Below are 12,966 nucleotides of genomic sequence, written 5' to 3' on the forward strand. Positions count from 1 at the left end.
CTCTTCGAGTGAACACCGGCGCCAATCGAATGTTCCCGCGAGACGTGCGGAACCTTTGCTTCACGATCTCGTTGATTAGCCGAAACGAAAGGGAGCATGGGAATGAACAGCATCGTCTGGCTCGTCGGAGCCGTTGTTATTGTGATCGCGATCCTGAATCTGATCGGTCTTTCCTGATCGCCACCTTGAGATAAGCCCGCGGCTCTCTGCCGCTTAACAACCTCAACACTAGGGAGAAACACATGAACAGCATCGTTTGGCTCGTTGGAGCAGTCGTTATCGTTATTGCAGTTCTGTCTTTCGTCGGCATCGCCTGAACAAGACAAAACCGAAATTTAAAAAAGCGCTGGTTTAACGACCGGCGCTTTTTCTTATTCGGATGAAAAGATATTGCTGTCACGAGGACAGCAATACCGCAAATGGCTGGCGGGCAAAGAGCTTTTCCATGGAAATTCGCTCATCGCGTTCGAGAGTTTCTCCCGTAAAGAGATCACGGAAGGGGGAGCTTCCTGCCAGTTCCCGGGTGGTCAGGCTTGTGCCATGCCAGAAGGAAGGAGCCGGCAGGCTTCCCGTTTGTTGAATGTCGTCAAGAAGGAAGCGTGGAGCGACCGTCACCAGTGTGTGCTTGCCCAGGCGCCGGGCAAAGGACACCACGTGACTACCCCTCTCGCCAGCCGCATAGAGCGGAATATATTCGCCATGCCAGAAAAGATCAGGATGATCGCGACGTGTGTGCAGTAGCGTTTTGATGATTTGCTGCTTCAGGTGGCCGTTCAACCAAGCTTCTGGCTGCGCTGCATCCGTTGGCTGATCAATCTGGCGGATCAGGTGCTCGTAATTCGGCATCCGACGATTATCGGGATCAACGACGCTCAGGTCCATCACTTCGCTACCCTGATAGATATCCGGCACACCGGGCGCTGTCAGCTTGATCAGGGTTTGACTCATGGAATTGACGGCACCCGCCAGGAAGACCGGCTTCATCACACGCAGGAAATGCTCACGAAAGGGCCGGCCCTCCGGCGAAAGCAAATGCCGGACGTAAGCCGCGACCGCCTTCTCATAGCCTTCATTCGGGCCATTCCAGTTGGTGCGCAGTTTGGCTTCCCGAAGGCTTTTCTCCACGTAGGGCAGCAACCGCTCTTCGAGTGCTTTCAAGGCCTCTGTGTCGCTGGCCGCAAGATCATGCGGCCAAACGCCTGCAAGGGCCTGAAGGATAAGCCATTCCACCTCGGGCTCCGGTGCAGGCCCATCATTCAGTGCCACCAGTTCTGGCTTCTGCAGCGCTTGCCACTCCGTAAACGCACGCGTGAAAAGCTCTGGCTGTTCGGTGAGGGTGTAGAGCCGCGCCCGCGCATCTTCACCTCGTTTGGTATCATGGGTGGAGCTGGCGGAGAGGCCTTCCGGCTGGAGAGCCTGTCTCTGCTTCATATCCGCATGAAAATTTTGAAGGCTATAGCTTCGCGGTAAAGGCTCAGCGCCTACCTCGTTCAGGGCAAGAACCGGGTTGATGCGGTAGAACAGCGTATCCTCAATGGATTTTGCCATCAGCGGCCCGGTCAACTGCTGGAAGCGGGTGCGGAATACAGCGGCCTTTGCATCGAATTCCTGATCCACATCACCAACGAGTATACGAGCGATGAAGGCCAGCGCTTCTGGTTCCGGCGCGGTTGGTTTCGCGCGGATCTGGGTGAGGACATCCGTCAACCTCTGACGATCCGCGGGTTCCAGCCCATGCTTGTTTCCGTAGGTACGGTAGATGGGGAAGGCAATCAGCAGTTCCCGCAGCGCATTGGAAAGCACTGCCTCATCGCTTGCCACTGACATGCCGTGGCCTTGTGCCATTTCCTGACCCATGGTGGCGAGAGTGCGAAACTCCCCCTCAAAATTTACGTCCGCCATCAGGCCCTTGGCCTTGCGAACCTCTTCCTCGATATCGATTTCGCGTCCCGCCAGTTCAGCATAGGTATGGCGAAGCTGTTCCAGACCTTCCGGCTCAATCAAGGCATCAGAAACGGTGGCGATGAATTCATATCCGGTGGTGCCGGAGATCGGCCATTTCTGCGGAAGATGTTCGCCATGCGCGAGGATTTTTTCGATGAGCAGAATGCATTTTGGCCCAACCTCTTCCCGAAGGCGGGCAAGGTAATCGCCAGGGTTGGCAAGCCCGTCCACATGGTCAATCCGAAGGCCGTCGACCTGGCCCGAGCGTACAAGTTCAAGGATCAGGCGATGGCTTTCAAGGAAAACCTCTTCCTCCTCCACACGAAGACCGGCCAGTCCCGTAATTTCAAAGAAGCGGCGATAGCTGAGGTCACGCGGTGCATCGCGCCAAGACATCAGGCGATAGGGTTGCGCCTCATGCAGGTTAGCGAGAAAGCCATGATCCTGCGCGGCTTCAGTGAGTTTCTGGTCGAGGGTGGCGCTGTCTAAGTCTTGTGACAGTTGGCGGATGCTGTCGTGGAAGGTATCTTCCTCCTCCGGTTTTGCATCGCGGGCAAGCGCAATCAGCCCGTCTGCCAGCGGATGATGAATGCCAGCCAGAGCCAGAGCATAGGTGGATGGAGCAATTGGATAGTGGCTATCGAAATAGCCGAAGGCGAGATTGCCTGCCTCTTTGTCCAGCAGAAGTGTAATGTCTCCATCCCTCAAGACTTTGTCGAAGTCATCGCCGAGGAAGGGAAGCGTCAGCCTGCGCATCCAGTTCACATCGAAGAAGTGATGATAGCGGCTGTCTTTGCCCCATTCCACAATGCTGCGCCACCAGCGGTTCTCCAGGCCAGACGCCATGTGGTTCGGCACGATATCGAGAATGAGGCCAAGGCCCTCCTGCCTCAGCCGGGCGCTGAGGCGTTCGAAGCCCTCTCGACCGCCGATTTCCGGTTCGATTTCGTTGGCATCGGCCACATCGTAACCATGGGTGGAGCCTTTTGCCGCCGTAAATATCGGCGAGGCGTAAAGGTGGCTGATTCCCAGGGACTTAAGATAGGGAACAAGTTCCGCCGCCTTGTCGAAGGTCATGCCGTTGCGGAACTGAATCCGGTAGGTGGATGTGGGAATCGTCAAGCTGGCTGCGCCTCCGACGCGAATTTCAATGAGAGAGAAGAGCCCACTGAAACGTCGCCGGGAGGAAGCAGTTCCCGCGCTTATGCGTTACAACTCAATTATCGCATAGGGCCTGCCTGTGGGCTTCTCAATATGCGCGGCGACATTATAGACAGGCGCCCCGCCAGGGGTGCGACCTTCAAACTGGCCGCGATGGGCATGACCATGCACCACCGCGCTGACGGGGAAGCGATCAATGGTTTCGGCCAGCCGTGATGAGCCGAGGAAAGGATATATTTCCTTTGGCTCACCTTCCACCGTCTCCGGTATGGGTGCGTAATGCAGAACCACCATGGCTCGCTCAGAGCGCACTTGGCGAAGCGCGTTTTCCAGCCGCATGGTTTCCTCCATGCCCTCGGCGACCATGGCCTTGATGGCCGGCTCACCAAAGCTGCCCAGCATGTGCCGACCAAACCCGCCAGCAAAGCCTTTGACACCGGCAAAACCAACACCATTGATCTCGACCGCCTGACCTTCCAGCAGGTGGACGCCAGCATCCTTCAGGATGGAACGTACCTCATCCACCGCGCCGCATTCGAAATCATGGTTGCCAAGAACCGCAACCATGGGAATGGTGCAGGCGCGAAGATCGGCGGCCAGACGCTCCGCTTCCACCTTTTTTCCAAGATCGGTCAGGTCGCCCGCCATGACCAAGATGTCCGCTGCCTCGGAAATCTCGGTGAACAGGTCTTTATAGCTGGCAGAGCCGGCCTCTTTGACGTGGAGATCAGCGACTGCTGCAATCTTCAGCTTTTTCGCCTGCTCTGGCTTCTTGGTCTGGGCAGGTTTTGTCACAGTAAAGCTCCTTCCTGATCCTGTCTCAACTCACCTTCGCCGCCCACATCGGCAAAGCCCCACTCTTTCACGTCGATCTCGAAATCAATGCGCGAGAACATGCGGCCGCGGCAGATCTTCATCTGGGGCAGGGGAAGCTGACGTTGCGCAGCCAACCGCTCCAACAACTCGTCCATCAGCCAGTCCGGCACTTTGTCGCGCTCTGTCGGGTAGATCCATCGGAAGTTCAAAAGGTGCATGAACAGCACTTCCCAATGCACTTCCATATGGCCCAGCAGCCTCTGCCAATCGATCTGGTCGTGCGCACGGAGAATGATGTGGGCGACGTCTGCTCCATCGTAGCGATGGCGCAGTTGCACGAAGCATTTCGACCAGATCAATTCCGTTGGCGCGACCACGCGGACCTTATGATTGTTGAAATCCATCTGCCGTGCATTTTCAAACCAGGCATCGCCAATCGGCATGGTGCCGTTCGAGCCGGCAAAGATGACATCGAAGAAATGCTGGCCGCGCTTTACCTTGCCAAGCCAACGGTCATCTTCAACCTCAATTTCGAAACCCTTGGTCTTGAAATGGGCGAGGATGCGGTTGAAATCCCCTGCCTTGCAGAAGATATCGAGATCCTTCGTCTGGCGCGTAATGCCTGTATAGGCGCTGACAGCATAGGTTCCGGCAAGCAGAAACGGAATGTGGGAGGCCGCCAGTTCCTCCACCGATTCCGCCACGAAATCCTGCGCATCGGCCGTGGCCAGCGTGGGGGCGGCTTGTGCTTCAATATGCGGAACAGCCTCCAGGGACAGATCGGCTGGCCTTGTATCCTTGGCGGTCTCTGGGTCAGTCGGTGCATTCATGGGAGGTCTCCGGGGCCGTAAGCGTTTCAGGGGCGCGGGGAAACAGCCGAATGTGAACCAAGTTCCTTCACATCCGGCTCAATTGTGTCTTATCGCTCTGGGTTGTCTGCATTGGCCATGGGGCTTGGGCGGCCATCGGCGCCGTCGCTGTCAAGGCGCTCATCCAAATCCTCGAGATCGCTTTCAACCAGATAGGTGTCACCGCCGCCGAGGCGGGATGCTTCCTGAACAGCCTTCATATTCGTGGAATCGAGTTGCGTATGCAGGGCGTCTTCAGCACGCTCACGATCATCCTGTTCAAACCGCTGCGAACCCTCGTCGGTCATCTTGTCGCGTGCGTCCATATTGTCCTTGGCATCCATGTGGATTTCCTTTCTGGCTCAAGCAGTCTTAGCGGCTGCGATGATAAGGAAACCCGCAGAACAAGCTTCCGGTTCCTTCACTCAAACTGCGGTGCAAGGCGGAACGGAAGGATTGGTGGTGAGTTGGATATTGTCATTGCCAACTCACGGAGACATGTCATGCCCGCAAAATCAAAGGCACAGCAGAAAGCAGCCGGAGCCGCTCTTGCCGCCAAGCGCGGTGACATCAAGAAAAGCGAGTTGAAGGGAGCATCGAAAAGCATGGAGAAATCCATGTCGGAAAAGGAGCTTCACGACATGGCCGCAACCAAGCGGAAGGGCAAGCCGCAGCACGCGGCCAGCCACTGATCTTTATAGGGTTGACTGGCCGTCGCGGTTCTCACTGATGATAACCTCAAAACCTTCGAATTGCGGCGGCCCCAGATATTCCACTGTCTTGCGATTTTCGCCTGCACGGGAATGGGCAGCACGGAATTGTTCCGATTTCGTCCAGGCGGTAAAATCCGCTTCCGTTTGCCAGATGGTGTGGGAGGCGTAGAGGGTGTGGTCCTCTTTTTTAGGTCCCTTCAGCATGTGAAACTCCACATATCCGGGTACCGTGGAAAGATGACGTTCCCGGTTCTTCCACATATCCTCGAATGCCTGTTCAAAACCGGGCGCGACGCGGAACCTGTTCATCGCGATATACATCTGATCTTCCTCCTGAATGTCAGCCGCTATCCGGCCTTGTGATGATGAAAAGTGATGAGCCGCATAAGATGGCAAGAACCAGCATGGCCCGCCACAAGGGTGGGGATGTGCTGAGAACAAAGAGAGCGTAGCTGGCGGCCATCATGGAAACGGCAAGCAGTTTCGCCCTTCTGGGAATGGCTCCCTTCTCCCGCCAGTCACGCAGAGGTTGGCCAAAGCGCGGATGATTGAGTAGCCATGCTTCCAGCCGTGGTGAAGAACGAGTGAAGCAGGCGACGGCCAATAGCAGGAAAGGTGTGGTGGGCAGAAGCGGCAGGAATGCGCCTAAAACGCCGAGGCCGACAAACAGCCAGCCGAGAATCAGAAAGAGCCACCGCATCGCGTTGCCATCAACCTCTTGTTTGGCCTGACCATAGGCCAAGCCTTCTTATCCGCAAAATCCTTTCTTGAATGCTCAAGTTCATGATCTTGCCGCAGGCTGGCATTCTAAAGGCCGCCGTCTATATTCACCCTCAACGTCCAACGGAGTTTTGCGCGCTTCATGTCAATCAAGAAAGTTCTTGTTGTCGGCGGTGCCGGATATATCGGTTCGCACAATTGTCTTGCTCTTGCAGAACGCGGCTATCAGCCCATTGTTTTCGACAATCTGTCCAACGGGCACTCAGAATTCGTCAAATGGGGTCCTCTGGAAGAGGGCGACATTCGTGACAGGGCACGGCTGGATGAGGTGTTCGCCAAGCATAAACCGGATGCCGTGCTGCATTTCGCGGCACTGATCGAGGTGGGAGAGTCGGTCAAGAATCCGGTCGCCTTCTACGATAACAATGTCATCGGTGCCTTGACGCTTCTTTCCGCTGCCATGGATGCGGGCGTAAAGGCCTTCGTCTTTTCTTCCACCTGCGCCACCTATGGCCTGCCGCAGCAGGTGCCGATGGATGAAACGCATCCTCAAGCTCCGATCAATCCCTATGGCCGTACCAAGTTCATCATCGAACAGGCGCTGAAGGATTACAGTACCTACAAGGGCCTGCGCTCGGTGATGCTGCGCTACTTTAATGCCGCCGGTGCCGATTTCGAAGGTCGTATCGGCGAATGGCACACACCTGAAACGCATGCCATTCCGCTGGCCATTGAGGCAGCGCTCGGCAGGCGCGAAGGCTTCAAGGTGTTCGGTACGGATTACGACACGCGGGATGGCACCTGTGTTCGCGATTACATCCACGTGCTCGATCTGGCCGACGCGCATGTGCGAGCGCTGGATTATCTGCTTTCTGGCGGCGAGACGCTGGAACTCAACCTTGGCACAGGCACCGGCACGACCGTGAAGGAACTGTTGGCCACAATTTCGGATGTGTCGGGCAGGCCGTTCCCGGTGGAATATGCTGCACGACGGGAGGGCGATTCCACCTCTCTCGTTGCCAATAATGAAAAGGCGAAACAAGTGCTGGGCTGGGAGCCGCGTTATTCGCTGCACGATATCATCCAGTCCGCCTGGAACTGGCACTCCCGCAGCAACCACGTGCTTTGATTGGAATGACAGGCGATGAGCGAGACGGCAGTGAAGCTTGAGGAAAGCTGGAAACAGGCGCTGGGAGAGGAGTTTGCCAATCCCTACATGGGAGAGCTTCGCCAGTTTCTGCGCCAAGAAAAGGAAGCGGGAAAACATATCTTCCCGAAGGGGTCTGAATATTTCCGCGCACTGAACCTGACACCCTTGCCCGATGTGAAGGTCGTCATCCTCGGGCAAGACCCCTATCACGGGCAGGGCCAAGCCCATGGCCTCTGCTTCAGCGTGCGACCGGGGGTGCGCATTCCCCCGTCGCTCGTCAATATCTACAAGGAAATGCAGAGCGATCTCGGTATCAAGCCCGCCAAACATGGATTTCTGGAACATTGGGCGCGACAGGGAGTGCTGCTCTTGAACAGCGTCTTGACCGTGGAGGAGGCGAAAGCCGCCTCCCATCAAGGCAAGGGCTGGGAGCGCTTTACCGATGCGGTGATCCGCGCCGTCAATGAGCAGGGCAGCCATGTGGTGTTCATGCTCTGGGGCTCCTACGCGCAAAAGAAGGCGGGCTTTGTGGATCAGCGGCGGCATCTGGTTTTAAAGGCGCCTCATCCATCGCCCTTGTCGGCCCATAATGGCTTCTTCGGTTCGGGGCATTTTTCCAAGGCCAATGCCTATCTCATCTCCAATGGGCGAGACCCTGTGGATTGGCAATTGCCAGAAAATGCGGTTCAGCAATAGCTTATTTGTGAACAATCCGTTCTGATTGTTCAGTCTATACGTAACGACGTTTTGCCACCATCTTGGTCGTCATGGAAACGGCGCAAACAGTCGCGCCGCTCAATGCATCAGGAGGGTTTACAATGCTGAACCAGATCAAGGGCCTGCACCACGTCACTTCCATGGCGGCCAGTGCCAGCACCAATAACAAGTTCTTCACGGATACGCTTGGCCTTCGCCGCGTCAAGAAAACCGTCAATTTCGATGCGCCGGATGTCTACCATCTCTATTACGGCGATGAGCTCGGCACTCCTGGCTCTGTCATGACCTACTTCCCGTTCCCGCATATTGCCAAGGGCCGTCCCGGCACCGGCGAGGTGGGTACAACGCTCTTCTCCGTTCCGGAAGGTTCGCTTGGTTTCTGGGCCAACCGGCTTGCGTCCAAAGGTAGCCTGGAACTGCAGAATGCCGAAGCTTTCGGCGAAAAGCGCCTGAACTTCTTTGGTCCCGATGGCGATGGTTTCGCCCTTGTGGAAGTGAAGGACGATCCACGTGCCGCATGGACCGGCAACGGTGTTTCCGAAGATCACGCGATCCGTGGCTTTCATTCCGCTTCGCTGCGCCTTCGCGATGAGGGCGCAACGGCTGAGCTCCTGAAGTTCATGGGCTATCAGGAAGTGGATCGTCAGGATGGCGTTATCCGTCTTGGTATCCCTGGTGGCAATGGTGCGGACGTGATTGATATCGAGACCATGCCGAACATCAATCGCGCTAATCTGGGTGCGGGCTCGGTTCACCACATCGCATTCGCTGTAGAGAACCGGGAAAAGCAGCTGGAAGTGCGCAAGGCCCTGATGGACACGGGCTATCAGGTCACGCCAGTGATCGACCGCGATTACTTCTGGGCCATCTACTTCCGCACACCGGGCGGGGTGTTGTTTGAAATCGCCACCAATGAGCCCGGCTTCGACCGTGATGAAGATACGGCACATCTGGGTGAGGCACTGAAGCTGCCAACGCAACATGCGCATCTTCGTAACTACCTCGAAGAGCACCTGGAAAAGCTGGAAGGCTGAGGAAGCGGATCAATGACAACCGAAAACTATGTGCACCGGGCGAGGCCCGGTGCGGCGGGAGCGCCGATCTTTTTCGTTTTTCACGGCACAGGCGGTGATGAGAACCAGTTCTTCGATTTCGCAAGCCGTCTTTTGCCGGATGCAACAGTCATTTCACCACGCGGTGATGTGTCTGAACATGGGGCTGCCCGCTTCTTTCGCCGGAAGGCGGAGGGCGTCTACGATCTTGACGATCTAGCGCGCGCGACGGAGCGCATGGCCAATTTCATCATGGCCTGCAAGGACCAGTATCAGGCTGGGCAGGTCATTGGCCTGGGCTTTTCCAACGGCGCGAACATTCTCGCCAACGTCGTGATCGAAAAGCCTGACCTTTTCTCCTCGTCAGTGCTCATGCATCCGCTGATCCCGTTTCAGCCGAAGACGCGCAAGGGAACCGGCAAGGTGCTGATCACGGCGGGCGAGCGCGATCCGATCTGTCCAGTGCCGCTCACGCAATCGCTTGCAGACTATTTCGCAGCAAGCGGGGAGCAGGTGCATCTGGAATGGCATCAAGGTGGGCACGAAATTCGCGGCAATGAAATTGAGGCTGTGAAGGTATTCCTCGCCTGACTAATCACCCTGCGAATTCCTGAAGTTAATGCGCTCATCGTCTCGATGGGCGCATTTTTTATATTTCTAAATAACCTAAATAAATAAAGTGCGACTTTCCGTTGCTAGCGCGATCCAATTTCAATGCAATCTAGTAAAATTAATAATAAAATTCAGAATCAATTTGACAAGTTTGTACCAAAACCCAAATACTATTTCACAGGAGACTATTGAAGCCAACGTATTTATCTGAGGTGTATAATTTAGTTCGCTATATCGATTGAGTTCTGTCTTTATATACTTTGGGTAGGTTGTTGAATTCCATTTTTATCTTTGGTTGTGCGCAGCCGAAGACTGTGTGCCTTGCGACTGCACACCTAGTATTGCGCTCAAACATCCTGCCAGGACGTTCCAATCGACTTCGAAAGGTGAGGAAAAGCTGACTTAGAAGGAGTTGGGAAAATGGCTATTGCTGTCAGCAACGGGAATAACAAAACGCCGGCACAGGTGCATCCCACCGAGGATAAAAAGAAGCCATCGGCTAATAATGGCCAGGCATCGCCTAAGCCGATAGTGAATGCCACAAGATCGGTTGCTCCCACCACAGCTCCCGCTCCGGCTAAATCTTCGCCCTCTGGTGATATGAAATCCAATAATTTTGAAACTGCAAAGATCCAACCTGCAGACGGCAAAATCACTTCAACCAATACTAAGCAAGCGAACGCAAAACTCGAAGCGCTTCCAGGCACACAAAATTCGCCTTCATCTAAAAATATTGCGACCGAATCGACCGGAACCAAAATTGCCAGCTCTGGTAATAGCCAAGCAAATCCGAAGACACCGGAAAAGACTGGTCAGACTGATGCAAGCGGGGCCGCTTCGCTGCCGAAGAAGAGGGCTTCCGGGACAGAAGAGAAGTCCAGGCAGAGTGTCGATAAGACGGTCACTGGATCAAACCCGACCAAGGCTCCGCAGGGTGTCGACAAGACAGCAGTCGAGGCCAGCAAAAATGGTGCCGCGAAGGTGGAAGGCCCCGACAAGGCAGGCCATGAAGCCAAGGCAGGCCCCGAGAAATCTGCATCAGTTGGAAAGGCAGCTGAGACATCGGAAAAGACTGGTCAGGCTGATGCCACCGGGACCGCTTCGCCGCCAAAGAAGACGGCTTCCGGGACAGAAGAGAAGTACAGGCAGAGTGTCGACAAGACAGCAGTCGAGGCCAGCAAGAACGGTACCGCGAAGGTGGAAGGCCCCGACAAGGCAGGCTCTGAAACCAAGGCTGGTTCCGAGAAACCTGCCTTGGCCGCCCGAGGAGCCAATGCGGTTCTGGATAGCGGGCACAACCCGATCAATCACGGGCCGGGCGGTGGGCTTGGCGATGGCAACGATACCCCTTCTCAAGGTCATAACGGGTCTGGTCCAGGCGCGCCGGGCTCAGATACCCCGCCTCCACCCGGTGGAGGCGGCCCTCAACAGCCTGGAGGTGGAAGTACCGTTCCGCCAGGGCAAGGAAGTGCATCCGGCAACGATACCCCAGATAGTCTCGAGAAAGGACGTCCAATCGGAGATCAGACCGGCATGCCTGAAGGGGTCGTGCCGGGAAACCGAATGCTCACGGGTAGGGATCTTCCGCCGAACGCAACCAACGAGTTCACTCGAGATCCGTCCTCATTTGCGGCCAGTTACTTTGTAAACACCATGAATAACTTCGTGATGCCGGGTCGAACTGTGCCCGAGGCCAGGCCGGGAGAGACGGTCAACGGGTCTGATAACATCGTTGGTTTCACGATGCATCGAACCGATGACCGGAATGTGGATATGACAGTAACCGGGCGACCATCGGAATTGGGCCGGCAAGGGACACCAAGTTCAGCTCTTGCCTACTACGTGCCATTTACCAATGGTGGGGCAACAACGGTAAGGGTGCCGCGGAACCCAACCGCAGGCGATCCGCAATTTGTTGTCACGGGTCCATTTACCGGCTGCTCGTTCTATGTACAGCAGGACCCTAACGACGCTAATTCGCTTCTGTTTACTCACGATCCAAGAAGAGGACTCGGAACGACGACATCTCCAATGGGCATTCCCGACGGTGCAGTCGGCATGGGATATGATACGCATTATGGAAATAACGAGGGAATGGGACCTTTATCCGTGCCCTCCGCGACAGCCTTTGCCGGGTATAACCAGCAAACGCGACAGTGGGTGATGTATGTTCAGGATGCGACAGTCGATGCTCCTCAACCTGGGACGCGATCGGGCAGCACAGTACAGCGTCAGCGTGAGCCGGGCCGCATTGCTGGCGCCTTCATCCCGGTCGATTTCAATAGGCCACCCGCACAGCAAGCAGATCCTAATCGCCCTGGCCCATCTAATTCGCAGCCTGCGGAAGAAGGAAGCTCATTCTGGGCATCCGTTGGGGCAGGGGCGACGACCGGCGCCGTCGTGGGTGGCGTTGCCGGTGCTGAACTTGGGCCAGGGGACGCGGTCACGGCTGGTGGAGGCGCTCTCATAGGGGGCGTTGTTGCCGGAACCGCGTGGCTGTTCAACTGGGCTCAGCACCACGCTACGCATCCGTGAACTGAAACGAGTATAAATTCGTGATCCTTTGCCGGAAGCCCATGCTCCGGCAAAGGAATTCCCGTGGCGGTTCAGTAGCCGCAAGCGTGTAACTGCCGCTCATAGCGTTCCGCGATTTTGGCGGAGCGCTGCGCAGCCCCACGAATCGCAGAAGTAAACTCGCCTTTCGCATAGCCTTTGTGCCCTGCATAATAGGCAAGATAGAGCCGGTAGGTATCGTTGAGCGCGATACCGTTTCGTCTATTGCTCTTGTTATGGTACCAGGCGACAAAATGAATGCTATCGCCGAAATTGCTGCGACTTGCACCCCAACTGCCCGTTTCACGCTTGTAGGTTGCCCAGGTGCCATCGAGAGCCTGCGAATAGCCATAGGCCGTCGATATCCGCTTCCATGGAATGAAGCCAAGGATATACGTGCGACGTGGCTTGGCATAGGGCCTGAAGCTGGATTCGGTATAGATGGTTGCCATCAGAACCGGAACAGGCACGCCATATTGCCGTGAAGCGTGTCTCGCTTCTCGCGCCCAGTTATTGAAGAGCCCGTCACGCTGCGCAAAGATAGCGCATGCATTATCAATCCTGCTGGGTGCTGTTCCGCAACCGGCAAGAAAGAGAAGGGCGATGAAAAACGCATAACGCATCGCTTATCCTCTCGATCTGAGAGGATTAATAACCGGTAAGATTTAACTAAACGTTTA

The 12,966-nt window shown here is 55.8% G+C and carries 14 protein-coding genes; 6 read left to right on the forward strand and 8 right to left on the reverse strand.

Annotated elements, in window-relative coordinates; translation table 11 throughout:
* Positions 1–396: 396 nt before the first annotated feature.
* The 4 genes from treY to AC0JZ1_RS05345 form a co-directional block, all read right to left on the reverse strand.
* Entirely contained in the window at positions 397–3,066 is a 2,670-nt protein-coding gene (gene treY, locus AC0JZ1_RS05330; RefSeq protein ID WP_471881381.1) for a malto-oligosyltrehalose synthase, read from the reverse strand.
* Positions 3,067–3,153: 87 nt separating this feature from the next.
* Positions 3,154–3,900 carry a metallophosphoesterase family protein gene (locus AC0JZ1_RS05335; protein WP_471881382.1) on the reverse strand — a complete coding sequence of 249 codons (747 nt, stop codon included), beginning with the start codon at positions 3,898–3,900 and terminating at the stop codon, positions 3,154–3,156.
* Positions 3,897–4,751, reverse strand: a complete 855-nt coding sequence (locus AC0JZ1_RS05340) for a nucleotidyltransferase family protein (protein WP_471881383.1) — start codon at positions 4,749–4,751, stop codon at positions 3,897–3,899. Before AC0JZ1_RS05340 ends, AC0JZ1_RS05335 begins: the two co-directional genes overlap by 4 nt.
* 89 nt (positions 4,752–4,840) lie before the next feature.
* Complete coding sequence (locus tag AC0JZ1_RS05345) at positions 4,841–5,113, reverse strand: hypothetical protein (RefSeq protein WP_471881384.1); 273 nt, start codon at positions 5,111–5,113, stop codon at positions 4,841–4,843.
* Positions 5,114–5,272: 159 nt separating this feature from the next.
* Here AC0JZ1_RS05345 and AC0JZ1_RS05350 point away from each other — a divergent pair, with 159 nt between their 5' ends.
* Positions 5,273–5,461, forward strand: coding sequence for a DUF3008 family protein (locus AC0JZ1_RS05350; protein WP_471881385.1), 189 nt, complete (start codon positions 5,273–5,275; stop codon positions 5,459–5,461).
* A gap of 3 nt (positions 5,462–5,464) precedes the next feature.
* Here the strand turns inward: AC0JZ1_RS05350 and hmuQ are convergent, their stop codons facing one another.
* Together hmuQ and AC0JZ1_RS05360 are read right to left on the reverse strand one after the other, a co-directional pair.
* Positions 5,465–5,803, reverse strand: a complete 339-nt coding sequence (gene hmuQ, locus AC0JZ1_RS05355; protein WP_471881386.1) for a heme-degrading protein HmuQ — start codon at positions 5,801–5,803, stop codon at positions 5,465–5,467.
* Positions 5,804–5,822: 19 nt separating this feature from the next.
* Positions 5,823–6,182: a YbaN family protein gene (locus AC0JZ1_RS05360; RefSeq protein WP_471883365.1), complete on the reverse strand. Its 360-nt coding sequence runs from the start codon at positions 6,180–6,182 to the stop codon at positions 5,823–5,825.
* A 162-nt stretch (positions 6,183–6,344) separates the two neighbouring features.
* Here AC0JZ1_RS05360 and galE point away from each other — a divergent pair, with 162 nt between their 5' ends.
* The 4 genes from galE (at position 6,345) to AC0JZ1_RS05380 (ending at position 9,712) form a co-directional block, all read left to right on the forward strand.
* Positions 6,345–7,331, forward strand: a complete 987-nt coding sequence (gene galE / locus AC0JZ1_RS05365) for a UDP-glucose 4-epimerase GalE (RefSeq protein ID WP_471881387.1) — start codon at positions 6,345–6,347, stop codon at positions 7,329–7,331.
* Positions 7,332–7,346: 15 nt separating this feature from the next.
* A complete protein-coding gene (gene ung / locus AC0JZ1_RS05370; RefSeq protein WP_471881388.1) occupies positions 7,347–8,048 on the forward strand; it encodes a uracil-DNA glycosylase in 702 nt (233 codons plus the stop codon).
* A 122-nt stretch (positions 8,049–8,170) separates the two neighbouring features.
* Positions 8,171–9,103, forward strand: a complete 933-nt coding sequence (locus AC0JZ1_RS05375; protein WP_471881389.1) for a VOC family protein — start codon at positions 8,171–8,173, stop codon at positions 9,101–9,103.
* Positions 9,104–9,115: 12 nt separating this feature from the next.
* On the forward strand, positions 9,116–9,712 hold the full coding sequence (locus AC0JZ1_RS05380; protein WP_471881390.1) for an alpha/beta hydrolase: 597 nt from the start codon (positions 9,116–9,118) through the stop codon (positions 9,710–9,712).
* Between the two features lie 368 nt (positions 9,713–10,080).
* Here the strand turns inward: AC0JZ1_RS05380 and AC0JZ1_RS05385 are convergent, their stop codons facing one another.
* Positions 10,081–10,491: a hypothetical protein gene (locus tag AC0JZ1_RS05385; protein WP_471881391.1), complete on the reverse strand. Its 411-nt coding sequence runs from the start codon at positions 10,489–10,491 to the stop codon at positions 10,081–10,083.
* A 223-nt stretch (positions 10,492–10,714) separates the two neighbouring features.
* Between AC0JZ1_RS05385 and AC0JZ1_RS05390 the strand changes: the two genes are divergently transcribed.
* The gene (locus tag AC0JZ1_RS05390) at positions 10,715–12,268 is read left to right on the forward strand and encodes a hypothetical protein (protein ID WP_471881392.1); all 1,554 of its coding nucleotides are present in this window, start codon (positions 10,715–10,717) and stop codon (positions 12,266–12,268) included.
* A gap of 71 nt (positions 12,269–12,339) precedes the next feature.
* On the opposite strand, the gene AC0JZ1_RS05395 is transcribed toward AC0JZ1_RS05390, so the two are convergent.
* Positions 12,340–12,909 (reverse strand): transglycosylase SLT domain-containing protein, encoded by a 570-nt coding sequence (locus tag AC0JZ1_RS05395; RefSeq protein ID WP_471881393.1) that lies wholly within the window; start codon positions 12,907–12,909, stop codon positions 12,340–12,342.
* Positions 12,910–12,966: the final 57 nt, after the last annotated feature.

It is taken from the genome of Affinirhizobium capsici (assembly GCF_977018625.1).